We start from the raw sequence: 23,123 nt of genomic DNA, 5'->3' as shown, positions 1-23,123 counted from the left end.
GCTCGCTCCCCGTGGAGGAGCCAGGCGCCGAGCCGTCCGCCCGACGCCCCTGGCTCGTTAGCTCAACACACTCCTAGATGCCCAGCAGCTCCGGGCAAGGGACTTGCGGGCGTTGACTCTCCGCCAGCTCGGGCGGGACGCGGAGGCTTCCGAGGCGCTGGCCGACACGCTCCGGATGGACCCGCTCGATTGGTGGGCGAGGGATCTGTTGGGCGAGACGCTGGCGTGTGACAACCAGGTTCGGTTGGATCTCGCTTGGGATTACGCCCACGCGGGCTTCTACGGGGAGGCGCGCCGCGTGCTCAAGCAGGCACCTCTGGCGGCTGATGGGACGGCGCCACTTCTCGCTTACACCCGTGCATTCCTTCACACGCAAGAGGGCCAGGCCCAGGAAGCCAAACGCTTGCGCCGTGCCGCCCGCGAGGCCGAACCGGCGTATTGCTTTCCCGCGCGTCTGGAGGAGCTCTTTGTCCTGCGTGCGGCCATCCAGGCGGAGCCGTCCGATGCCCGCGCGCCGTTCTTCCTGGGCCACCTCCTCTATGACCGGCGCCGTCACGAGGAGGCCATCGCGTGCTGGGAGCGTGCGGTGCGCCAGGAGCCCGGCAATGCCATCGCCTGGCGCAACCTGGGCATTGCCTACTACAACGTCCGCAAGCAGCCCACCCGTGCCCGCACCGCGTATGAGCGGGCCTTCCGGGCCAACCCCAGCGATGCCCGGCTGCTCTTCGAGAGGGACCAACTGTGGAAGCGCCTGGGGACCGCGCCCCGGCGCCGCCTCCGCGAACTCGAGAAGCATCTGTCCCTCGTGCGCCAGAGGGATGATCTCTCCATCGAGCTGTGCACGCTCTATAACCAGACAGGACAGGCCGCGAAGGCACAGGCGGTTCTCGCCTCCCGCAGGTTTCAGCCCTGGGAGGGGGGAGAAGGGCTGGTCCTCGGACAGCATTTGCGCACCCACCTCCTGCTGGGCCGGGCCGCGCTGGCTGCCGGACGCGCGGAGGAGGCCCGGAAGCTCTTCGAGGTGGCCGGCTCCGCGCCCGCCCACCTGGGCGAAGCCCGGCACCTCCTGGCGAACCCGGGCGAGCTCGGCTTCTGGATGGGCGAGGCGCTCGCCGCCGAGGGAGACCAGGCTGGGGCCCGGCGCGCGTGGCAAGCGGCGGCTTCCTTCCGGGGAGACTTTCAGCAGATGGCCGTTCAGCCGTTCTCGGAGATGACCTATTGGTCCGCGCTCGCGTATGCGCGGCTCGGGAAGAAGGCCGAGTCGAAACGCCTGCTCAAGGGACTGCTGGAGCATGCGCAGGCGCTGGCGTGGAAGCCCGCGGCGATTGACTACTTCGCCACCTCGCTGCCGGCGATGCTGCTGTTCGACGAGGACCTGGCCTTTCAGCAGGAAACGGCGGCCTTGTTTCTCGAAGCGCAAGCCCTCTCAGGGCTCGGCCAGAACGCGCGTGCCCGCAAGATTTTGACCGAAGTGCTGCGCCGTGAGCCGAGCCATGCGCTCGCTCAGGACTTGCTCGGCGAATGGGGACGGTGAAGGCCCGCAGGTCACGGGCCGGTAAAAATGGTTCAAAAGTTGGACGCTCAACATTGCCCATCATACCGTCTGGTTAATCCTGCCGTTTCGTTGATAACCAGCACGCCAGGGGGGAATTCATGGCCAGTGGGCGTAAAAAACAGCCATTTCAATTGCCAGATTTCTATGTGCCTTGGCCCGCGCGGTTGAACCCTCACCTCGAGGGGGCCCGCACGCACTCGAAGGCCTGGTCGTACGAGATGGGGATCATCGGGGTGCCGAAGGACGGCTCCAGCCCCGAGATCTGGAACGAGGCCCAGTTCGATGCCATGGACTACGCCTTGCTCTGTGCGTACACGCATCCCGAGGCGCCCGGTCCCATGCTGGACCTGGTGACCGATTGGTATGTCTGGGTTTTCTATTTCGATGACCATTTCCTGGAGGTCTTCAAGCGCTCCCAGGACAAGGCGGGCGCGAAGAAGTACCTCGACCGGCTGCCGATGTTCATGCCGGTGGATCTCTCCAAGGCACCGCCCGAGCCCACCAATCCGGTCGAGCGGGGGTTGCTGGATCTGTGGGCTCGCACCGTGCCCACGCGCTCCGAGGATTGGCGCCGCCGGTTCTTCGAGAGCACCGTGAACCTGCTTGAGGAGTCCAACTGGGAGCTGTCCAATATCAGCGAGCGCCGCGTCTCGAACCCCATCGAGTACATCGAGATGCGCCGCAAGGTCGGCGGGGCCCCCTGGTCCGCGGGCCTCGTGGAGCACGCCGTCTCCGCCGAAGTGCCTGCCCGGATCGCCGCCAGCCGGCCCATGGAGGTCCTCAAGGACACGTTCTCCGATGCGGTCCACCTGCGCAATGACCTCTTCTCCTACCAGCGGGAGATCGAAGAGGAGGGCGAGCTGTCCAACGGCGTCCTCGTGTTCGAGCGGTTCCTGAACATCGATCCGCAGCGCGCCGCCAACCTCGTCAACGACGTGCTGACCTCCCGGCTCCAGCAGTTCGAGAACACCGCCGTGACGGAGCTGCCGCCGCTCTTCGTGGAGCATGGCCTGGACCCGGCCGAGCAACTGAGTGTCCTCACCTACATGCGGGGACTTCAGGACTGGCAGTCCGGCGGCCACGAGTGGCACATGCGCTCCAGCCGCTACATGAATGACAGCGCCGGGGGCGCTTCGGCAGGGGGCAGCACGCCATTCGGGTTGTCGGGCCTGGGGATGTCGGCCGCGCGGCTGCCCCTGTCGCCGGGCGCCCTGGGGCTGGGGCGGATCAAGAACTTCACCCACGTGCCCTTCCGGCCCGTGGGGCCGGTGAAGCTGCCGAAGTTCTACATGCCGTACTCCACGAGCGTGAGCCCCCACCTTCAAACGGCCCGCCGGGACTCCAAGGATTGGGCCCGCCGGATGGGCATGCTGGACACGCTTCCGGGCGTGCCCGAGGTCCACATCTGGGATGACCACAAGTTCGATGTGGCCGATGTGGCCCTGTGCGGCGCGCTGATTCATCCGGAGGCCTCCGTCCAGCAGCTCAACCTGACGGCCGGGTGGCTGGTGTGGGGCACCTACGCCGACGACTACTTCCCGGCCTTCTACGGCAACACCCGGGACATGGCGGGGGCGAAGGTCTTCAACGCCCGCCTGACCGCCTTCATGCCGGACGGTCCCTGCACGGCCATTCCCACCAACCCGGTGGAGCGGGGCCTGGCCGACCTGTGGGCCCGTACGGCGGGCCCCATGACCGACAGGGCACGGCGCCAGTTCCGCAAGGCCATCCAGGACATGACCGCGAGCTGGCTGTGGGAGCTGGCCAACCAGATCCAGAACCGCATCCCGGATCCGGTCGACTACGTCGAGATGCGCCGCAAGACGTTTGGCTCGGACCTCACGATGAGCCTGTCCCGGCTGGCCCAGGGCGACGCCATCCCGGAGGAGATCTTCCATACCCGACCGGTGCGCGGGCTGGAGAACTCGGCCGCCGACTATGCGTGCCTGACCAACGACGTCTTCTCCTACCAGAAGGAGATCGAATTCGAGGGTGAGCTCAACAACGGCGTACTCGTTGTTCAGCGCTTCCTCAACCTCGAGGCGCCCCAGGCCGTCGAGACCGTCAACGATTTGATGACCGCGCGGATGCGCCAGTTCGAGCACATCGTCTCGAAGGAGCTGCCCATCCTGGTGCGCAGCGCCGGTCTGAACGCGAATGCGCAGGACAAGCTGCGCGTCTACGTCGAGAAGTTGCAGCGCTGGATGGCGGGCGTGCTCCGTTGGCACATCGCCGTGGACCGCTACAAGGAATTCGAGCTGCGCAGCACCCGGAAGCCCCGGCGCAAGGCGGGAGAGCTGACCGGGATGGGGACCTCCGCGGCACGCATCTCCGAGCTGTTCGGTGCCAGCCGTTCCAAGACCGTGGCGAAGTTGGGCAAATAGGTTTCTTTCATTCAGACACAGAGAAGGTGACGCATGGCGACTCCCGTGAAGACGGATGATGGGGCAGAGAAGCAGCAGATGAGCCTTGGGACGGATGCGGCGCGCCAACTGGCGACGACGACCAAGTCCGCCCCGCAGATGCAGGGCATTTCCTCCCGGTGGCTGCTGAAGCTGCTGCCGTGGGTCCAGGTCTCCGGCGGCATTTTCCGCCTCAACCGCCGGCTGAGCTACAACGTCGGTGACGGCCGCGTGTCCTTCACCAGCGTGGGCGCCAAGGTGCAGGTCATCCCGCAGGAGCTGCGGGAGCTGCCCCTGCTGCGCGGCTTCGCGGATGACGACGTGCTCGCCGGGCTGGCCTCGCGCTTCGAGCAGCGCGACTACAAGCCCGGGGACATCATCACCGAGGCGGGCAAGGAGGCCGACTCCATCTGCCTCATCGCCTACGGCAAGGTGAACAAGATCGGCAAGGGCAAGTACGGCGACCAGACCGTGCTGGAGACGCTGGCCGAGGGCGACCACTACAGCTACCAGGCGCTGCTGGAGACCCAGGACTACTGGCAGTTCACCGCCAAGGCCGTCACCCCGGTCACGGCGCTGATCCTCCCGCAGTCCTCGTTCGAGGCGGTGGTCGCGCTGTCCCCGTCCCTGCAGCGGCACGTGGAGGAGTTCAAGGCCCTCTCCCGGAAGAAGAAGGACACCTCGGGCCAGGCCCCCATCGAGCTGGCGGCCGGCCACCACGGCGAGCCCATCCTGCCGGGCACCTACGTGGATTACGAGACGCGGCCGCGCGAGTACGAGCTGAGCGTGGCCCAGACCGTGCTCCAGATTCACAGCCGCGTCGCGGACCTGTTCAACGACCCGATGAACCAGACCGAGCAGCAGCTCCGGCTGACCGTCGAGGCGCTGAAGGAGCGCAAGGAGCACGAGCTCATCAACAACCGCGAGTTCGGCCTCCTGCACAACGCCGACCTCAAGCAGCGCATCCAGACGCGCAGCGGGCCGCCGACGCCGGATGACATGGACGAGCTGCTGGCCACGGTGTGGAAGGACCCGTCCTTCTTCCTGGCCCACCCGCGCACCATCGCCGCGTTCGGCCAGGAGTGCAGCCGCCGGGGCATCTACCCCACCAGCGTCGACATGGGCGGCAACATGGTGCCCGCCTGGCGCGGCATCCCCATCATGCCCTGCAACAAGATTCCCATCAGCGACGCGCGCACCAGCTCCATCCTGCTGATGCGCACCGGCGAGCACAACCAGGGCGTCATCGGCCTGCACCAGGCGGGAATCCCCGATGAGATCGAGCCCAGCCTCTCGGTCCGGTTCATGGGCATCAACGAGAAGGCGGTCATCTCCTACCTCGTCAGCACCTACTTCTCCGCGGCGGTGCTCATCCCGGACGCGCTCGGCATCCTCGAGAACGCTGAGATCGGCCGCAACTAAACGCCGTCTGTCCACGGGCAGCTTGGAAAGAGTTGAGGGAGCATTTCATGGCGAATCCTGTCCATTCGGCGGGCGGTGGTAAGGCCGAGGCGCAGCAGACCAGTTTGGGAACGGCGGCGGCCCGTCAGCTGACGACGGTCACCAAGTCGCGGCCGCAGATGGAGGGCATCTCCTCCCGGTGGCTGCTGAAGATGCTGCCCTGGGTGGAGGTGCCCGGTGGCACGTACCGCGTCAACCGCCGGCTCACCTATGCGGTGGGCGATGGGCGCCTGAGCTTCAGCAACATCGGCGCCAAGGTGGAGGTGGTGCCCCAGGAGCTCCTGGAGCTGCCGCTGCTGCGCGGCCTGGAGGACGAGGGCGGCTTGCTCCAGGCCCTGGCCAGCCGGTTCGTTCAGCGGGAGTACAAGGCGGGGGACCTCATCGCCGAGGCGGGCAAGCCCGCGGACCACGTGTTCCTGCTGGCCCACGGCAAGGCCAACAAGCTGAAGCAGGGCAAGTATGGCGACCCCGTCATCCTGGATGTCCTGGCCGACGGGGACCACTTCGGCGACCAGGCCCTGGTCGAGTCGAATGACCTGTGGCCCTTCACGGTCCAGGCGGTGACGCCGTGCATCGTGCTGGCGCTGCCGCAGCGGAACTTCGAGGAAGTCATCCGGCAGTCGCCGGTGCTCCTCGCCCACGTGGCGGCCTACCAGGAGCGCCTGCGCAAGCCGCAGGACAAGGCCGGGCAGGCCTCCATCGAGCTGTCGGCGGGCCACCATGGCGAGCCGCAGCTGCCGGAGACGTTCGTCGACTACGAGCTCAGGCCCCGGGAGTACGAGCTGAACGTGGCGCAGACGATGCTCCGGATCCACACCCGGGTCGCCGACCTGTTCAACAACCCGATGAACCAGCTCGATGAGCAGGTCCGGTTGACCGTCGAGGCCCTGCGCGAGCGGCAGGAGTACGAGATGATCAACAACCGCGACTTCGGGCTGCTGCACAACGCCGACCTGAAGCAGCGGGTCATCACCCGGAGCGGTCCGCCCACGCCGGACGACCTGGACGAGCTGCTGAGCCGGCGCCGGAAGTCCCGGTTCTTCCTGGCCCACCCCCGCGCCATCGCCGCCTTTGGCCGGGAGTGCACCCGCCGGGGGGTCTACCCCACCGGCGTCGAGGTGGAGGGCCGCAAGTTCATGGCCTGGCGCGGCGTGCCCCTGCTGCCCTGCGACAAGATTCCCATCTCCGACAGCCGCACCACCTCCATCATCGTCATGCGTACGGGCAAGGACGACCAGGGGGTTGTCGGCCTGCACCAGACGGGCATTCCGGACGAAGTGGAGCCCGGGCTCTCCGTGCGGCGCATGGAGGTCAACGAGAAGGCCATCGCCTCCTACCTCGTCACCACCTACTTCTCCGCCGCCGTCCTCGTTCCCGATGCGCTCGGCGTGCTGGAGAACATCGAGCTGGGCGTCTAAGCATCAGGGCCGCTCCGCCGTCACCTCCCGGGCCACGTCCACGAAGGCCCGGAAGGCTGGCGACACCTGCGCGCGGCTGGGGAAGTACAGGAAGAACCCGTCCACCCAGGCCGCGTAGGGTTCGAGGACCAGGCGAAGGGTGCCGCGCTTCAAGAGCGGCTCCACGGTTGGCTCGAACGTGTACATGAGCCCCAGGCCCGCCTCCGCCATCCCGTGCAGCACGGCGGGATCGTTGGAGATGAGGGCGCCCCGGACCGGGATGCGCCACTGCCTCTTTCCGCGCTCCAGCTCCCAGGCGTAAAGGGTGCCGTGGGATGCGAGCCGGAAGCTCAGGCAGTCGTGCGTGAGCAGGTCCTCGGGGCGCTGGGGCGTGCCCCGGCGCTTGAGGTAGGCCGGGGCCCCCACCACGACGAAGCGGAAGCCCTTCGACAGCCGCACCTGCACCATGTCCTTCTGGATGGTCTCGGACATGCGGATGCCCGCGTCGAACTGCTTCTCCACGATGTCCACGAACTGGTCCTCGACGCGCACCTCCACCTCCACCTGGGGATGGCGCGCCATGAAGCGCCGGAGGATGGGCAGCACGAAGGACTCCACGGCGAAGCTGGGAACGGAGAGCCGCACACGCCCGGTGAGCTCGCCGGGCCGGGCCACCGCCGTCTTCAGGGCCTCGAGCGCCTGGTCCACGGCCGGCCCCGCGGACTCCAGCAGCCGCTGGCCCGCCTCGGTCAGCGAGACGCTCCGGGTGGTCCGGGTGAGCAGGGGCACCCCGAGCCGGGCCTCCAACTGGCGGATGGACTGGCTCAGCGCGGAAGGGGAGATGCCCAGGCTGGCGGCGGCCACGGTGAAGCTCCGCTGACGGCCCACGGCCAGGAAGGCGTTCAGGGCATTGAGGGGGGTGGAGGCCATTGTGAAGTTTTCCTACAAGGCGTGTGTCGATTCCACCCGTTTCGAAAGCCAGGCCCCGGACGCATGATTTTCCCCGTTGGGTTTCACGCACCTGTTTCCGAGGAGTGCCTTCCATGATTTCCGCCCGTGGTTACGCCGCCCAAAACGCGAAGTCCCCCCTGGCCCCGTTCCAGTTCGAGCGCCGGGAGCCGGGCGCGCGGGACGTGCAGATCGAAATCCTCTTCTGTGGTGTCTGCCACTCGGACCTCCACCAGGCCCGGAACGAGTGGGGCGGCTCGCTGTACCCCATGGTGCCGGGACACGAGATTGTCGGCCGCGTGGTCCGCGTGGGGGCGGAGGTCCAGAAGTTCAAGGCGGGTGATCTGGCCGGGGTCGGCTGCATGGTCGACTCGTGCCGCACGTGCGGAAGCTGCCAGGAGGGGCTCGAGCAGTACTGCGAGGCGGGCAACACCCTGACGTACAACGCCAAGGAGCGGGATGGCCAGACGCTCACCCAGGGGGGTTACTCCGACGCCATCGTGGTGGACGAGGCCTTCGTCCTGAAGATTCCCGCGAACCTGGACCTGGCGGGCGCCGCCCCCTTGCTGTGCGCGGGCATCACCACGTACTCGCCGCTCCGCCACTGGAAGGTGAAGCCGGGCCAGCGCATCGGCGTGGTGGGGCTGGGCGGGTTGGGGCACATGGGCGTGAAGCTCGCGCGCGCCATGGGGGCCCAGGTGGTCGTGTTCAGCCACACGGACCGGAAGAAGCAGGATGCGCTCCGGCTGGGAGCCCACGAGGTGGTGGTGTCCTCGAACCCGGACGAGATGGCCGCCCAGGCCGGGCGGTTCGACTTCATCCTCGATACCGTCTCGGCCCAGCATGACCTCAACGCCTACCTGAACCTCCTGCGGCGCGACGGGACCGTGGTGCTGGTGGGGGCGCCCGAGAAGCCCCTGCCGGTCAACGCCTTCTCGCTGCTGGCCGGGCGCAAGGGCGTCTTCGGCTCGGGCATTGGCGGCATCCAGGAGACGCAGGAGATGCTCGACTTCTGCGCCCAGCACGGGATTGTTTCCGACATCGAGCTGATCCCCATCCAGCAGATCAACGAGGCCTACGAGCGGCTGCTGAAGGGCGATGTGAAGTACCGCTTCGTCATCGACATGAAGAGCCTGCGGTAGGCAGGGCTACCCGCGCTGGAGCGCGGGCAGCACCTTCTCGCCGAAGGCTTCGATGAAGGGCGCCTGCTCGCGGTTGACGTTGTGCAGGTAGAGCCGGTCGAAGCCCAGGCGGACGTCCTCGCCGAGCCAGTCCAGGTGCTGCTGGAGGCTGGAGGAGATGCGCACCGAGGCCTCCAGGTCATGCGGCTGCACCGTGCTGGCCGCCTCCTCGAACTGCGAGGGCCGCCGCAGGTCGCTGAGCACCGAGCTGGGGAAGATGTTGGCGGCCCACTGCCGCAGGGCGCCCTCGCGCGCCCGCGCCTCGGCCGGGGCGTAGGACAGCTGTACCTTGAGGAACATGGGCTTGCCCTCGCCGCCACCCCGGCGGAACGCCTCCACCACCTGGCGCAGCGCGTCCGGAGGCTTGGAGGTGGTGATGAGCCCATCCGCCCAGCCGCCCACCCACTCCGCCGTCTTCGGGGTGATGGCCGCGCCCACCAGCAGCGGTGCCTGGGCGGGCCGGGTGTAGAGCTTCGCCTCCTCCACCGTCACGAGCCCCCGGTACGTCACCGTCTCGCCGCGGAAGAGGGCGCGGATGATGTCCACGCACTCGCGCAGCCGCGCGTTGCGCTGGTCCTTGGCGGGCCAGCCCTGGCCGGTGATGGCCTCGTTGAGGAGCTGGCCGCTGCCGAGCGCCACCCAGGCCCGCCCCGGGAACATCTCGCCCAGGGTGCCCAGCGCCTGCGCGATGAGCGCGGGGTGGTAGCGCTGGCCCGGCGCGTTCACCGCCCCCATGGAGAGCTTCGTGACGGCGAGCGCCGCGCCCATGAAGGACCAGACGAAGCCGCTCTGGCCCTGGGCCTCCGTCCAGGGGTGGAAGTGGTCGGAGTTGAGAACGGCCTGGAAGCCCGCCTCCTCCGCCTTTCGCACCAGGCCGAGCAGCTCGCTGGGGGGAAACTGTTCGTGGGATGCGTGGTAGCCGACCTGCACTCTGGGGACGCCGTTCATCACGGGCATCTAAGCGGGAAGAACGGGCTCCGAGTACACTGTCCTTTCGTGCATTCCCCGTCCGCTGACTGGCCAACACCCATGGGACTGAATCTGTTGTACGCGAGCGAACACCTGGACCTTCACCACGCGGACACGCAGCGGTGGCTCTACGCCGACTGGAAGGGGTACCTGTCCGTCGACATGGTGAAGGGCGGCTGTGAGGAGATGCTGCGCTACCTCACCCGGCTGAAGCTGGCCAAGGTGCTGAATGACAACTCCCACATGACGGGCGCCTGGATCGGTGCCGCCGACTGGCTGGCGAAAGCGTGGTTCCCGAGGATGCGGCAGGCCGGCCTGCGCCACTTCGCCTGGGTCCCGTCTCCCTATCCGCTGAGCCGCCTCGCCGCGCTCACGGCCTTGCAACACGCCGTCCTGGGCCCCGCCGAGCTGTTCGACACCGTCGAGGCCGCCGCCGCCTGGCTGCGCGTACAGCCGTTCTGAGGCAGCCGGGCCCCCGGCTTCACTCCAGCAGGTGGGAGGCCGCGGTCTTGAACAGCCAGGTGATGCCCATCGAGACCGCATCCGCCGCCACGTCCTCGTTGCCCGTGAGGTAGATGCCCAGGGCGGGGGCGAGCGCCGGGCTGGCCCGGGCCAGCTCGATGTCGAAGGGCGCCGCCCCGGCGGGAGCGCAGCTGCCGCAGTACAGCTTGTTGTCATAGGTGAAGGTGTGCTTGAGCAGCTGCTTGCGCTGGCACGCGGAGCAGGGGGCCTTCTTGAGCGTCTTCAGCAGCTCCTGCGTCGTCACCACCGGCTTGCGCGGGCGGTTCTCCGCGGCGATCTGTTGCAGCCGCTCCAGCCCGCTGGGATCCAACGCCATGCCGTTGCAGCTGGAGCAGATGTCCATCCGGAGGCCGTGCACCTTGGCCACCGCCAGCGGCGCGGTGCCACACGGCGGACAGGCGGGGGCGTCATGCCCACAGCGCGGGCACTGGGCCACGTAGGACAATGACGCATTGCAGTGTTTGCATTGTCCGGGTTTGCCTTTCGTCCGCTGGGCGAGCACGGCGGCCGCCTCGGGGCCCACCAGGTTCACCAGGCTCTCCCCCTCGAACCAGAGCGAGGCGCACTTGGTGCACTTCTCCCGGGGCAAGCCATTGGTAAAGGTGGGGGACATCTTTCCGAAGCAGAAAGGGCAGGGGTTCATGGGGGCTCCGCGGGGGGCCCGTGAAGTCTAGCCCAGGTGCGGCCCCGCGGCCTCCTGCTGCTAGACTGAGCCCATCTTGAGCGACGGTGCCGTCACCCCTTTCGGAAAGTACGAGCTGCTCGAACGCCTGGGCGCCGGAGGCATGGCGGTGGTCTACCGGGCCCGCTACACCGCCGCGCCGGGCATCTCCAAGCCCGTGGTCATCAAGCGGGTGCTGGGCCACTACGCGGAGGACCCCGCCTTCGTGGAGATGTTTGTCCATGAGGCGCGCATCTCCGTGGGGCTCAACCACGGCAACATCGTCCAGGTCTTCGACTTCGGGCAGGTGCAGGGCGAGTACTACCTGGCCATGGAGCTGGTCGACGGGCAGCCCCTCTCCCGCCTGCTCAAGAAGGCCGAGGCCCTGGGGCTGGCGCAGCTGCCCCCACCGCTGGCGGTGAATATCGCCATCGAGATGTGCAAGGGCTTGCACCATGCCCACACGCGCAAGGATGAGCGGGGGCGGCCCCTGGGGCTCGTGCACCGGGACATCTCTCCGGACAACGTCCTCGTCAGCTACGAGGGCGAGGTGAAGATCTCGGACTTCGGCATCGCCAAGGCCCAGCTCGCGGGCCGGCCGGTGACGGAGTCCGGGGTGGTGAAGGGCAAGTTCCGCTACCTCTCGCCGGAGCAGGCGTGCGCGGAGAAGGATCTCGACGCGCGCTCGGACGTCTACGCCGTGGGGGTGGTGCTCTACCGCATGCTCTGCGGCCGGCTGCCCACCGAGGGGCACGAGTACGCCGTCATGCACCGCATCGTCGAGGGGCGGCTCACCCCGCCTCGCGAGCTCAACCCCGGCCTGGAGGAGGACCTCGTGCGGATCCTCCAGGAGGCGCTGGCCACCGACCGCGAGGCCCGCATTCCGGACATGGAGGCGCTGCACCTGCGACTCTCCCAGTGGACGGCGTCCATGGCGCCGATGTTTCCCGTTCACACCCTGAAGCACCTGACGGCCCTGCTGTGCGAGTCCGAGCTGACGGCGCGGGGCCGGCCGCCCCCCCTGCCGCCGAAGTTCCGGGAGCAGGTGGCCCGGTGGATTGCCCAGCAGCAGGTGAAGCCCCGCCCTTCGCCGGAGGCGTCCACGCCGTGGCCTGGCACGACGGCGGCCGGCAGTGCGCGCCCGGAGACGGGCTCCGAGGCGACGCGGCCGGTCCGGCGGGTGGCCCGGGCGGAGCCTCGGAAGGTGGGGGCTTGGCCCAAGGGGGACGAAGGGGCACTCGATGGCGACACCCGGGAGATGGCCCCCGTGGTCCGGGAGGCCGCCTCGGCCGCGAAGGCCGGCGCCCCGCCGGATGGCTACGCGAAGGTGGTGGGCGTGCTGATGAACCTGCCCCACTGGCGCCTGCTTGCCGCGGGCGCCGTGCTGGCGGTGATGCTCTTCAAGATCGCCGTGGCGTCCTTCGGGTGGGGGACGCCCAAGCTGGTGATCCGCTCCGAGCCGCCGGGCGCGCTGGTGAGCATTGACCACACGTTCAAGGGGAAGACGCCCCTGGAGCTGCCGGACATCTCACTCAGCGAGCCGCACACGCTGGAGCTGACCCGGCAGGGGATGAAGGTATGGTCCCGCCGCTTCGAGCCCGGCACGCTGTCCGAGCGGCTCGATGTCACCTTGGAGCCGATGAATCCACTCCAGCGGGGGCCTTGAGGCTAGGCCGCGTCCCGCGCGAGCTGGTCCTGGATGGCGCGCAGCAGCTCCTCGTCCGAGAGCCCCTTCTCCCAGTGGCCGGGCAGCTCCACGCGCACCGACTTGGCGCCCCCGCTGGGGGTGCAGACGACGTGGAAGCGGTTCCCGGCGCCCTCGACGCGGGCGGCCTCGGTCTTCTCCGAGTCCTTGCCCAGCCCCGCGAAGGCCTGGATGCAGCTCCACCGGATCCCTTCCGCGTCTGTGACCTCCCGAGGCATGCCTTGCTCCCGCACCACGAGCCCGCCCCTCAGGTAGGACCCACGGCGGGCTTCATCATCTGGACGCGTGTTCAGACCGCCCTGTCCCGAGCCGTGCTTCTTGGCCGGCTAACGTGTTCGAGCCCCTCGGATTGACGCGTCCAGTCCCCTGGGCTATTGCTCGTGCGAACCGTAAATGAGAATGATTCTCAGTCGTAGCATCGAACTGCACGCGCCCGGTCCTGGCGAAGTCCAGGATGCCTCGGATCGCGGACAGCTCTTCCGCATGGGAGAGCCGCCCCGAGGGGGAGGCGAGCGGGAGCGGTGGGGCTGGGCGTTGGTTCTCGCGGTGCTCGTTCATGTGGGTGGGGCAGGGCTTGGCCTGATGGTGCCCCCCGAGGTCCGGCCGGTGGCGCCGCCCGAGGCGCCGCCCGAGCTGGTGTTCCTGCAGTTCGCGCCGCCGCCTGCCGCCAGCACCCCGGCCCCGCAGCCGGTGCAGGCCGCGCGCGTGAAGCCGCGCACGAAGGTGCTCCCGTCGCAGCCGGTGATGCCCCGGACCGTTCCGCAGGAGCTTCCCAAGGAAGTGCCCGTCGAGGTGCCCGTGGAGCCCGAGCCCGCCGTGGCCGAGCCGGAGGTGGCCGCCGAGGCGGCGCCTGCCCCAGCTCCCGTGGCGGACAGCGCGGGTGTGGCAGGGGGCGTGGCGGGGGGCGTGGCGAATGGCCAGGAGGGTGGGCTCGTGGGCGCCACCGGAGATGCGCTGCAGCTGAAGCAGGTGGCGCGCGCCCCCGGGGTGCTCAAGCAGGTGCCTCCCCGCTATCCCCGGGCCGCCCGGAGCGATGGCATCGAGGGGCTCGTCCTGGTGCGCGTCATCATTGGGGTCGATGGGCGCATCGAGCCCGGCAGCATGCAAGTCATTCGCTCCGTGGCCGCGCTCGACGAGGCGGCCCTGGCCGCCGTCAGTCAGTGGCGCTTCTCGCCCGCCCTGGGCCACCAGGGCAGGCCCGTGCGCGTCATCGTTGAGATCCCCATTCAGTTCTCTCTGAAGTGAAGCGCGCGGGCAGGGCTCACCGCCCCGGCCGCGCATGAGCCGCCATGCGCCTCAGCGTCCGTTCCTTCCTGTTCTGGCCCCACCTCGTCGCGGGCCTTCTCGCCGGGCTCATCATCGGCGTCATGTGCTTCACGGGCGTCGCGCTCGCCTTCGAGCATCAGCTCCTCGACTGGGCGGACCAGGAGGCGCGGCAGGTGGCCGTGCCCTCGCCGGGCGCGCCCCGCCTGCCCATGGATGAGCTGATCTCCCGCGTGCGCGCCGCCCGCCCCGAGACGCCGCCCTCGGCGGTGACGGAGTACCCCGAGCCCACCCTGGCGGTGACGGTGAGCACCGGCCGGGGGACGGGCGTCTATGTGAATCCCTACACGGGCGAGGTGCGCGACTGGGGCGCCCCGGGCTGGCGCGCGTTCCTCCAGACCATGGAGTCCTGGCACCGGTGGCTGGGCACGGAAGGCGACACCCGCCCCATTGGCAAGGCCCTCACCGGCGCGAGCAATGCCCTGTTCCTGTTCCTGGGCGTGACGGGCCTCTACCTGTGGATGCCACGCAAGTGGACGCGGCGCATCCTGCGGCCGTCGATCTGGTACCGGCGCGGGCTCAAGGGCAAGGCGCGCGACTGGAACTGGCACAACGTCACCGGCTTCTGGCTGCTGCCCGTGCTCATCGTCCTGACGGCCACGGGCATGGTCATCTCCTACAAGGGGATTTCGGATCTCGTCTTCACATGGGCCGGGGAGACGCCGCCCGCCACCGGAGGGCCTCCGCCAGGGCGCCCCGTCCAGGTGCCCGTGCCGCCGCCGGGCAGCGCGCCGGTGTCTCTCGAGGCGGCCTTCGCCCAGGCCCGCAAGCAGCTTCCCGCCTGGGAGAGCATCCACCTGAGGCTGGGCGGCGGTGGGGGGAAGAAGGGCGCTGGGGAAGGTCTCTCCGCCCTGACCTTCGCCATCCGTGAGCCGGAAGGCTGGCCCCTCTTCGCGGCGACGCAGGTGTTCGTGGATCCGTACACCGCCCAGGTGCTGCGCCAGGATGCCTTCGCGGATCTCTCCACCGGGAACCGGATGCGCCGGTGGCTGCGCTTCCTGCATACGGGCGAGGCGCTGGGCCTCCCCGGCCAGTTCATCGCCGCCCTCGCCTCGCTGGGAGGCCTGCTCCTCGTGTGGACCGGCTTCGCCCTGTCCTGGCGCCGCTTCTTCCCGGCCAAGCGCCCGGTGTCCGAGCAGATCGAAACCACTCCCTAGCCTGCCGGGGATAGGTGGCCACCGGAGCAAAATTCGTCACGGGGGAGCCCAAAAGGGTCACCTGGCGCATGGCCTGACATCTGGAACCTCCTGATTCCAGGCGTGGGCGGGAGGGCACGCCCGGTATGGAAAGTGCTTCGGGGCAGGGCCAACCCCTTTCCAGGAGCAAGCCCCGATGGTTTCCGTTGGACGCCGCGGTTTTACCTTCGTCGAAGTGCTCATCCCCGTGGCCATGGCGGGCGTGCTGGCCGCCATTGGCATTCCGAAACTGCGCCAGGCTCAGGAGCAGGCCCGGTTTTCCGAGGTGATTACCAACCTCAAGAGCATTCACGCGACCCTGAACGCTCAGCCCACCAAGCCTTGGTCTCTGTACGAGGCCGGGGTGTCGCTGCCTCGCGGCAACCGCTACAGCTACCACGCGGGCACGCCGTGCATGTCCTTTGAGGATCGCAGCACGATCTATCTGGATGCGCACGAGACGGACGATTGCATTGGCGTGGATACGTATGCCCATCCCTTCTCGCCGCCTTTCTTCGAGCCGGCTCCGTTGAGTGCCGTCGCGTGGGATGATCAGGGCGTTGCCAATGAGATGACCGCCACCCCAGGAATCTTTGGCTCGGAGACGAACTGGGATTACTTCGTGGCGGCGGCCCGGAACCGGGACTCGGATCCGTCCGATCTCGCGGAGACCTGGGGGATCGCATCCGCGGATGCATGGGTGTTTGTCATCTGTCCAGAACTCCCGTCTGACACCTTCATCGCGGCCGGTGAGCCCTTCCGGGTGAACCAAGACATCGGCTGCTCCTACTGAGCCGGGGCCGCTGTGCCTCACGGGCTTCTGGGGCTACCGCCAGAAGCCGAGCGAGAAGCCGACGTTGGTGTAGCGCCGGGCCAGGTCGAACGAGGTGCTGAAGGACCAGTCCTGCCAGTAGCGGAAGAGGAACAGCTCGAAGCCCCCGGTGATGTGCGGCCGGGGCGCCTGCCCCTCGAAGGGCGAGGGCTCCACGAAGAGCCCCAGCCGCGTGCGCACCCGCCCGGGCCACGTGTCGTGCTCGGCCCCCACGCGCGGCTGGAGCAGCATCGCGCTGCCCACGTTCTCCGGCTGCTCGTCGAAGGCGGCCACCGAGCGCAGCGCCACCGCGCGCTCCACGCTGGAGATGAAGTCCACCTGGCCCGAGATGAGCAACGTGCCCGTGGGCACGTCCGGCGGCTCCTCGGGCGGCACGTTCAGCTCGCCGTTCTCCAGGAACTGCCGCCGCGCCGCCGGGGACAGGCGGTTGTAGCGCTCTGCGCCCTCGCCGAAGCGCCGGCTCACTCCCAAGGAGAGCACCGCCGGGGACACCACCCCCGAATAGATGGGACTTCCTCCCAGCACCGGGAGCTGGCCGTCCGCCCGCTGCCAGGTGCCCACCACCTCCGGCCGCACCGCGATGCCGATCCGGTACGGGCGCCCGTGGGGCCGGAAGAGCAGGTCCAGCGACAGCCCCGTGCCCCCGTAGCGCCATTCCTCTCCGCCCTGGGAGAGCGTGGCCTGCCCCGCGTAGAGCCCCAGCGAGACGATGAAGTCGTCCTGGCCGAAGGCCACCGCCCCCGCCAGCGCCGAGTGCGTGACGGACACCTGGATGTAGTCCTGCGAGCGGCACTCCGGCGTGGCGCAGTAGCTCACCGAGCGCGTGCGCAGGAACGTGCCCACGCCGAACTGCTTGTACTGGAGCAAGAGCCCCATCAGGTACTGGCGGCTCCGGGGCGCCAGGTCCGCCAGCCCGTCGTTGTCCAGATCCTGCCGCCGCCGGTTGGACAGCGGCACATCCAAGAGCGAGAAGGTGACGCCCACGTCCCAGTCCCGCTCCAGCCCCGGCGCCCGGTGCGCCAGCGCCGCCAGGTTGCCGGAGAAGCCCGCCGTCCCCTCGGCGATGCCCGCGAAGGCCCCTCCCATCGCCACCATGCGCGTGGAGCCCATCAGCACCCCGGGGTTCAGGTACAGCCGCTCCGGCCGGGGCTCGGGCTCCGGGGCGGGCACGTCCTGGGCCTCGGCGGCCAGGGCGATGGCGAGCACGGCAAGGCATCCCAGCAAAGGCATCCGGCGCATGGCTGCGTCCCCAGGCCGCTACTGGCCCGTGGTCTCCTTGAAGAGGCGGTCCGCCTCGGCCGCCAGGTTCGTGTCCCGCGAGGTGAGCCCCCCCGCGTCGTGCGTGACGAGCGCCAGCGTCACCTTGCGCCAGCGGATGTCGATGTCCGGGTGGTGGTCCGCGCGCTCCGCGGCCTGGCCCACCCGCTCCACGAAGGCAATGCCCGTGAGGAACGCCGGGAACGCGTAGGTGCGGCGGAGCATGCCCCCCTCGTGCGTCCACCCGGGGTGGCCGGTGAGGAAGGACTGGAGGGCTTCGGAGGTCAACAGCGTGAGGCCGGTGGCCATGGCAGGGGCTCCTGGGAAAGGGGGAAACGGCGTTACGGTAGGGCCGGAGGCCGCGAGAGGATGCGCAGCATCGTGAGCGGATTTCCGGAGGTGAAGACCGTGCTCCTGCCCCACATCAGGGTGGACGAGGCCTGGGGCAGCACCATGCCCGAGTCCAGGTACTCCAGCAGGAGTCGTTTCTGCACGGCGTCGTATGCCGGCATGAGGGCGTGGGGAGGACGAAGCGTGCGGTCCAGGCTGGAGGGGAAGTTCTGGTGGGAGGTCAGCACCGGGACGGAGGTGTTCTTCCCCTCGGCCGTCGTGAAGAACGTCTGCAGCCCGTTCAGGCTCAGCGTGGCGCGCGGCATGAGCCCCCCGGGCGTCCACTCGTAGTAGCTCAGGGTCTGGGTGCTCGAGGACTCCTCCACCCACAGCCCGCCCGGCTCGAAGCCCACCACGGTCCCGTTGAACCCCGTGCAGGCGAAGGCCGTGCGCTCGAGGCGGCCGTTCACCACGGTGTAGGGGCAGGCCTGGTGGGAGAACGGAGAGCCGGAGCCGAAGGGCCGGCCGGCGGCGATGGCCAGCGTGTCCCCCGCGCGCATCAGCAGGGCCTTGGGCCCCAGCCCGGAAGGCAGCTCCGTGCCCGTACCCCAGCGGGTGGGGGCTCCGCCCGTGAGCGCCGTGCCGTCGAAGGCCACGTGCTGGACCGTCTGGCCATGGAGCGCCACGAGCGTCTCCGGCGTGGCCAGCACCGCCTCCACCTTGCCCTCCGCATGGGGCCAGGTCCCGGTGAGCACCAGCTCCGTGCCCGTGTCCATGTAGCGCTCGAACCGCTGGGGCTCCATCCGCCACACCACCTCACCGGCCACGGCGAGGCGGCTGCCGGGGAAGTCCCGGACGAGGACGCCCTCGCGCAGCACGCGCACGTCGCAGACCCAGGCGCCGGCCTGGGTGCGCTCCAGCGTGCCGCAGTCGAGCGGCAGCATGACGGGGGCCGTCTCCCCGGAGCGGTCCCGGGCCGCGTGGAGGTCCGCCTGGATGATGCCTCCCACCGGGTCGAACGCGGCGAAGAGGTGGTAGCGGCCCGCCTGCTCCGGGGTGAAGTGGAGGACACCCAGGGTGGGGTTAGCCGGCTCGAACGCCTTCTGGACCGGGACGGGCAGGTTGTCCGGGCCGGAGAGCTCCACCACCAGGGAGGAGGGGGGCGTCTCCTCCGGCGCGCATCCCGGCATCGCCGCGTGGACGGTCACGCGCGCGGGCACTCCCACCAGCACCAGCTCCGTGACGGAGGGCTGCGGCGCCGGGGCCGTGGTGCAGCCGATGGGGTCCGGGCACGCCGGCAGGCCCACGAGCAGCGCCAGGGCCCCGGGCAGGGCCAGGAGGCGCCCGCGGCTCATGCCCGCTCCACCGCGCGCTTCCACTTGTCCAGGTGCCGCTGGCGCACCTCGGGCTTCATCCGCGGCTTGAAGGTGCGCTCGGCCTTCCACGCCCGGCGGATGGCCTCGGGGCTGCTCCACACCCCCGCGCCCAGGCCGCCCAGGAACGCCGCGCCCAGGCTCGTCGTCTCCAGGTTGCGCGGGCGCACCACCGGCGTGCCCAGCACGTCCGCCTGGTACTGCATGAGCAGGTTGTTGGCCGCCGCGCCCCCGTCCACCTTGAAGGCGGGGATGTCCCGGCCGCTGTCGTGTCGCATCGCGTCCGCCAGGTCATGAATCTGCAGCGCCATGCCCTCCAGCACCGCGCGCGCCAGGTGCGCCACCGTGGTGGAGCGGTCGATGCCCGCGAACAGCCCGCGCGCCTCCGGGCGCCAGTGCGGCGCGCCCAGCCCCGCCAGCGCCGGCACGAAGACGACGTCCCCGGAGTCCTTCACGCTCTCGGCCAGCGCCTCGATGTCCGGGGCGCGCTTGATGACCTTGAGCCCATCGCGCAGCCACTGGACCGCCGCGCCCGCGATGAAGGAGCTGCCCTCCAGGGCGTAGCTGGTGCGCTCGCCCAGGCGCCACGCCACCGTGGTGAGCAGCCCCGCCGTGGAGCGCACCGGCGTGCTCCCGGTGTTCATCAGCAGGAAGGCCCCCGTGCCGTAGGTGCACTTGGACTCGCCGGGCTCGAAGCAGGCCTGGCCGAAGAGCGCCGCCTGCTGGTCGCCCGCCATGCCCGAGATGGGGATGCCGTCCGGCAGGCTCTTCATCCCCTTCGTGGTGCCGTACACCTCCGCCGAGCCGCGGATCTGCGGCAGGCACGCGGCCGGCACCCCCAGGAGCGCGCGCAGCTCGTCATCCCAGGTGAGCGAGCGCAGGTCCATGAGCAGCGTGCGGCTGGCGTTGGACACGTCGGTGACGTGCACCGCGCCCCCGGTGAGCTTGTAGACGAGCCACGTGTCGATGGTGCCGAAGCACACCTCGCCCTTCTCCGCGCGCGTCCGGGCTCCCTTCACGTGCTCGAACAGCCAGGTGAGCTTCGTGCCCGAGAAGTACGGATCCAACACCAGCCCCGTCACCTCGCGCACCCGGGGCTCCACGCCGCGCGCCTTGAGCCCCTGGCAGATGTCCGCGGTGCGCCGGTCCTGCCACACGATGGCGCGCGCCAGCGGCTTGCCCGTCCCCCGGTGCCACAGGCCTGTCGTTTCGCGTTGGTTGGTGATGCCCACCGCGGCGATGTCCTGCCCCTTGAGCCCCGCGTCCCGCAGCGCCCGGGCGATGCAGAATTCGCTGGAGGCCCAGATTTCCTCCAGGTCGTGCTCCACCCAGGAGGGCTTGGGGAAGTGCTGGGTGAACTCGCGGTAGGAGCGGCCCACCACCTGGAGCCGCGCGTCGAGGATGGTGACGTGCGTGCCGGTGGTGCCCTGATCGATCGCCAGGACGTGCTTCGCCTTCGCCATGAATGTCCTCCTCCGGGCCTTGCCGGATGGCCGGACACCTTAGCCGAGGCCGAGGAGTGGGCAGGATGGCTTCGAGGGTTTAACCTGGAGCTGCCATGCCGTCCGTGCACCAGCTCCGCCCCTTCGCTGAAGCCCCTCTGGAGGCCTTCCGGGCCGCGTCCGGGCCGGTGGCCCTCATCCAGCAGCCGCCGGACCCCGTCTTCCAGCGGGTGGCGCGCCAGCTCGGCGAGGGGCGCACCGTCGTCATGGCCCACCGCACCCGGCTGGTGGAGCGGCTCCTGGCCATGCTCCAGGGCTTCCACCACCTGGAAGTCCATTTGCTCCAGCCCCGCCGGGATGGGGAGGTCTTCACTGTAGGACGGTTGGATACCTGTGTGCTGGTGGTGCCGGACCCGTCCGTCTCCAAGCTCCACGCCATGCTGCGCTGGAACGCGAAGGAGAACCGCTGCACGGTGGTGGATGCGGGCTCGATGAACGGCACCTTCGTCAACGCCGTGCCGCTGGGCGCCAAGCAAGAGGTGACGCTCAACGACGGGGATGCGCTGGCCTTCGGGGACTCGCAGTTCCTCTACGTGCACATCGAGACGCTGCACGCGCACCTGCGGCTGTTGCAGGACCCCTCCTAGGACGGGCGCCCCCCGCGGAAGGTGTCCCCCCGCGAGAGGCGTCTTCCCGCGCGCATCAATAGACGCGGCGCCGGCTCATCAGGCTGCGCGTGAGGTAGGCGGCGGCGCCCCCCATGGCCATGCGGCCCAGGGAGCCTCCGAAGAAGCCGGACGAGGGGGCGCGGCGGTAGCCCCGGCCATAGGAGGAGCTCCAGTTGCTGGAGGAACCGCGGCCATAGCCGTAGCTCCGGCGAGAGGCGAGACCCAGGGCGCTCAACAGGTTTCCGAGAATGGCCATGACGTGACTCCGGTGAAGGGTGGCTCCCGGCCCATGGGCGCGGTGGCCGGAGCGGGAGTGCCCTAGAAGGTGGGCCCTCACCGGGGAAGGAACAGCCCTTCCGGGCCCCTTCGCGCCCGGCCCTTTCTGGGACTGACGGGGTGGACGGGGCCTGCCTGCCTGCCCGCCGGGTGCCCAGCGGCCATGCCTACTTTTGAACTCATGGGCGGCTTGCCGCGTGCCCCGGAGGCTCAAGGCCATGGCTCACATCACGGACATCCGAACCGGTGGGGCCTCGGCCCTGCCCCCGCAGGTCTCCACCGCCAAGATTTCCCTGGTGGCGGCCGTGGCCGCGCTGGGTGGGTTCCTCTTCGGGTTCGACACCTCGGTCATCAATGGGGCCGTGGGCGCGCTGCAGTCCACCTTCGCCGCGAGCCCCTGGGCCACGGGCCTCGCCGTCTCCTCCGCGCTGATGGGTTCCGCGGTGGGCGCCTTCTTCGCGGGCTCCATGGCGGACCGGATCGGCCGCGCGCGGACGATGATGGTGGCCTCGCTCCTGTTCGTCATCAGCTCGCTCGGCTCCGGCCTGTGCATCACCCTGTGGGACTTGAGCGCCTGGCGCCTCGTGGGCGGCGTGGCGATTGGCGTGGCCAGCGTGGTGGCGCCCGCGTACATCGCCGAGATTGCCCCCGCGCACCTGCGGGGCCGGCTCGGGTCGTTGCAGCAGCTCGCCATCGTCATCGGCATCTTCGCCGCGCTGCTCGGGGACTATGCGCTGGCCACCCGCGCGGGCTCGGCCACGGAGCCGCTCTGGTTCGGCGTCCCCGCCTGGCGCTGGATGTTCTGGTCCGAGCTGCCCGCCGCGGCCCTCTATGGCATCGGTGCCTTCTTCATCCCCGAGTCCCCGCGCTACTTGGTCGCCCGGGGCAATGAGACGCAGGCCCTGGCCGTGCTGCGCGGCCTCGTGGGGAACTCGGCGCCCTCCAAGGTGGTGGAGATCCGCCGCTCGCTGCGTACCGAGAGCGTGCCGCGCTTCCGGGACTTGCGCGGGCCCCGCTTTGGGCTGCTGCCCATCGTCTGGGTGGGCATCCTGCTGGCGATGCTCCAGCAGTTCGTGGGCATCAACGTCATCTTCTATTACTCGAGCGTGCTGTGGCAGGCGGTGGGCTTCTCCGAGCAGGACTCGCTGGCCATCACCGTCATCACCAGCTTCACCAACATCGTCACCACCGTCATCGCCATTGCCTGCGTGGACCGCTTCGGGCGCAAGCCGCTGCTCCTCGCGGGCTCCATCGGCATGGCGCTCACCCTGGGGGGCCTTGCCTACCTGTTCGGCACCGCGGGCATGGATGCCCAGGGCAACCCCGTGCTCCAGGGCACCCGGGGCATGCTGGCGCTCATCTGCGCCAACGCCTACGTGTTCAGCTTCGGCTTCTCGTGGGGCCCCGTCGTCTGGGTGCTGCTCGGGGAGATGTTCCCCAACCGGATCCGCGCCCTGGCCCTGTCCATCGCCGCCGCGGCGCAGTGGGTGGCCAACTTCGCGGTGTCCGCCACCTTCCCCTCGCTCAAGGGGGTGGGGCTGGGGTGGGCCTATGGGCTGTACACCACCGCCGCCGTGCTCTCGCTGTTCTTCGCCTGGCGCTACATCCGCGAGACGAAGGGCAAGGAGCTGGAGCAGATGTAGCGC

The 23,123-nt window shown here is 69.4% G+C and carries 21 protein-coding genes; 12 read left to right on the top strand and 9 right to left on the bottom strand.

The window, feature by feature from the left end; translation table 11 throughout:
- The first annotated feature begins 112 nt into the window (after positions 1–112).
- From KY661_RS12550 to KY661_RS12535, 4 genes are all read left to right on the top strand, one after another.
- Entirely contained in the window at positions 113–1,534 is a 1,422-nt protein-coding gene (locus KY661_RS12550) for a tetratricopeptide repeat protein (RefSeq protein ID WP_225410432.1), read from the top strand.
- A gap of 119 nt (positions 1,535–1,653) precedes the next feature.
- Positions 1,654–3,939 (top strand): family 2 encapsulin nanocompartment cargo protein terpene cyclase, encoded by a 2,286-nt coding sequence (locus KY661_RS12545; protein WP_225410431.1) that lies wholly within the window; start codon positions 1,654–1,656, stop codon positions 3,937–3,939.
- Positions 3,940–3,972: 33 nt separating this feature from the next.
- Complete coding sequence (locus KY661_RS12540; protein WP_225410430.1) at positions 3,973–5,379, top strand: family 2B encapsulin nanocompartment shell protein; 1,407 nt, start codon at positions 3,973–3,975, stop codon at positions 5,377–5,379.
- Between the two features lie 47 nt (positions 5,380–5,426).
- Positions 5,427–6,836 carry a family 2B encapsulin nanocompartment shell protein gene (locus KY661_RS12535; protein WP_225410429.1) on the top strand — a complete coding sequence of 470 codons (1,410 nt, stop codon included), beginning with the start codon at positions 5,427–5,429 and terminating at the stop codon, positions 6,834–6,836.
- A gap of 3 nt (positions 6,837–6,839) precedes the next feature.
- On the opposite strand, the gene KY661_RS12530 is transcribed toward KY661_RS12535, so the two are convergent.
- Positions 6,840–7,745: a LysR family transcriptional regulator gene (locus tag KY661_RS12530; protein WP_225410428.1), complete on the bottom strand. Its 906-nt coding sequence runs from the start codon at positions 7,743–7,745 to the stop codon at positions 6,840–6,842.
- A 113-nt stretch (positions 7,746–7,858) separates the two neighbouring features.
- On the opposite strand from KY661_RS12530, the gene KY661_RS12525 reads away from it, so the two are divergent.
- On the top strand, positions 7,859–8,905 hold the full coding sequence (locus KY661_RS12525; RefSeq protein ID WP_225410427.1) for an NAD(P)-dependent alcohol dehydrogenase: 1,047 nt from the start codon (positions 7,859–7,861) through the stop codon (positions 8,903–8,905).
- 6 nt (positions 8,906–8,911) lie between these two features.
- Here the strand turns inward: KY661_RS12525 and KY661_RS12520 are convergent, their stop codons facing one another.
- Complete coding sequence (locus KY661_RS12520) at positions 8,912–9,892, bottom strand: TIGR03885 family FMN-dependent LLM class oxidoreductase (protein WP_225410426.1); 981 nt, start codon at positions 9,890–9,892, stop codon at positions 8,912–8,914.
- An 81-nt stretch (positions 9,893–9,973) separates the two neighbouring features.
- Between KY661_RS12520 and KY661_RS12515 the strand changes: the two genes are divergently transcribed.
- Positions 9,974–10,375 (top strand): hypothetical protein, encoded by a 402-nt coding sequence (locus KY661_RS12515; RefSeq protein WP_225410425.1) that lies wholly within the window; start codon positions 9,974–9,976, stop codon positions 10,373–10,375.
- Positions 10,376–10,394: 19 nt separating this feature from the next.
- Here the strand turns inward: KY661_RS12515 and KY661_RS12510 are convergent, their stop codons facing one another.
- Complete coding sequence (locus KY661_RS12510) at positions 10,395–11,078, bottom strand: zf-TFIIB domain-containing protein (RefSeq protein WP_075006506.1); 684 nt, start codon at positions 11,076–11,078, stop codon at positions 10,395–10,397.
- A 76-nt stretch (positions 11,079–11,154) separates the two neighbouring features.
- Between KY661_RS12510 and KY661_RS12505 the strand changes: the two genes are divergently transcribed.
- Complete coding sequence (locus KY661_RS12505) at positions 11,155–12,762, top strand: serine/threonine-protein kinase (protein WP_225410424.1); 1,608 nt, start codon at positions 11,155–11,157, stop codon at positions 12,760–12,762.
- 2 nt (positions 12,763–12,764) lie between these two features.
- On the opposite strand, the gene KY661_RS12500 is transcribed toward KY661_RS12505, so the two are convergent.
- Positions 12,765–13,019 (bottom strand): hypothetical protein, encoded by a 255-nt coding sequence (locus tag KY661_RS12500; RefSeq protein WP_225410423.1) that lies wholly within the window; start codon positions 13,017–13,019, stop codon positions 12,765–12,767.
- A 181-nt stretch (positions 13,020–13,200) separates the two neighbouring features.
- Here KY661_RS12500 and KY661_RS12495 point away from each other — a divergent pair, with 181 nt between their 5' ends.
- The 3 genes from KY661_RS12495 (at position 13,201) to KY661_RS12485 (ending at position 16,092) form a co-directional block, all read left to right on the top strand.
- Positions 13,201–14,046, top strand: a complete 846-nt coding sequence (locus KY661_RS12495) for an energy transducer TonB (RefSeq protein WP_225410422.1) — start codon at positions 13,201–13,203, stop codon at positions 14,044–14,046.
- Between the two features lie 44 nt (positions 14,047–14,090).
- Positions 14,091–15,281, top strand: a complete 1,191-nt coding sequence (locus KY661_RS12490) for a PepSY-associated TM helix domain-containing protein (protein WP_225410421.1) — start codon at positions 14,091–14,093, stop codon at positions 15,279–15,281.
- Between the two features lie 175 nt (positions 15,282–15,456).
- The gene (locus KY661_RS12485) at positions 15,457–16,092 is read left to right on the top strand and encodes a prepilin-type N-terminal cleavage/methylation domain-containing protein (protein WP_225410420.1); all 636 of its coding nucleotides are present in this window, start codon (positions 15,457–15,459) and stop codon (positions 16,090–16,092) included.
- A gap of 33 nt (positions 16,093–16,125) precedes the next feature.
- Here KY661_RS12485 and KY661_RS12480 read toward each other — a convergent pair whose 3' ends face one another.
- The 4 genes from KY661_RS12480 to glpK are packed head-to-tail and all read right to left on the bottom strand — an operon-like array spanning position 16,126 to position 20,554.
- A complete protein-coding gene (locus KY661_RS12480; protein ID WP_225410419.1) occupies positions 16,126–17,370 on the bottom strand; it encodes a hypothetical protein in 1,245 nt (414 codons plus the stop codon).
- 18 nt (positions 17,371–17,388) lie between these two features.
- On the bottom strand, positions 17,389–17,697 hold the full coding sequence (locus tag KY661_RS12475; RefSeq protein ID WP_225410418.1) for a 4a-hydroxytetrahydrobiopterin dehydratase: 309 nt from the start codon (positions 17,695–17,697) through the stop codon (positions 17,389–17,391).
- A 32-nt stretch (positions 17,698–17,729) separates the two neighbouring features.
- Complete coding sequence (locus KY661_RS12470; RefSeq protein ID WP_225410417.1) at positions 17,730–19,073, bottom strand: hypothetical protein; 1,344 nt, start codon at positions 19,071–19,073, stop codon at positions 17,730–17,732.
- Positions 19,070–20,554 carry a glycerol kinase GlpK gene (gene glpK, locus KY661_RS12465; protein ID WP_225410416.1) on the bottom strand — a complete coding sequence of 495 codons (1,485 nt, stop codon included), beginning with the start codon at positions 20,552–20,554 and terminating at the stop codon, positions 19,070–19,072. Before glpK ends, KY661_RS12470 begins: the two co-directional genes overlap by 4 nt.
- Before the next feature lie 95 nt (positions 20,555–20,649).
- Here glpK and KY661_RS12460 point away from each other — a divergent pair, with 95 nt between their 5' ends.
- A complete protein-coding gene (locus KY661_RS12460; protein WP_225410415.1) occupies positions 20,650–21,180 on the top strand; it encodes an FHA domain-containing protein in 531 nt (176 codons plus the stop codon).
- A gap of 55 nt (positions 21,181–21,235) precedes the next feature.
- On the opposite strand, the gene KY661_RS12455 is transcribed toward KY661_RS12460, so the two are convergent.
- Complete coding sequence (locus KY661_RS12455) at positions 21,236–21,457, bottom strand: hypothetical protein (protein ID WP_225410414.1); 222 nt, start codon at positions 21,455–21,457, stop codon at positions 21,236–21,238.
- Positions 21,458–21,695: 238 nt separating this feature from the next.
- On the opposite strand from KY661_RS12455, the gene KY661_RS12450 reads away from it, so the two are divergent.
- On the top strand, positions 21,696–23,120 hold the full coding sequence (locus tag KY661_RS12450) for a sugar porter family MFS transporter (RefSeq protein ID WP_225410413.1): 1,425 nt from the start codon (positions 21,696–21,698) through the stop codon (positions 23,118–23,120).
- Positions 23,121–23,123: the final 3 nt, after the last annotated feature.

Source organism: Allostigmatella hybrida, assembly GCF_020103775.1.
Classification (GTDB): Bacteria; Myxococcota; Myxococcia; order Myxococcales; family Myxococcaceae; genus Hyalangium; species Hyalangium aurantiaca.
Note: the sequence above shows the minus strand (reverse complement) of the source record. Positions and strands in the feature narration are given on the sequence as shown.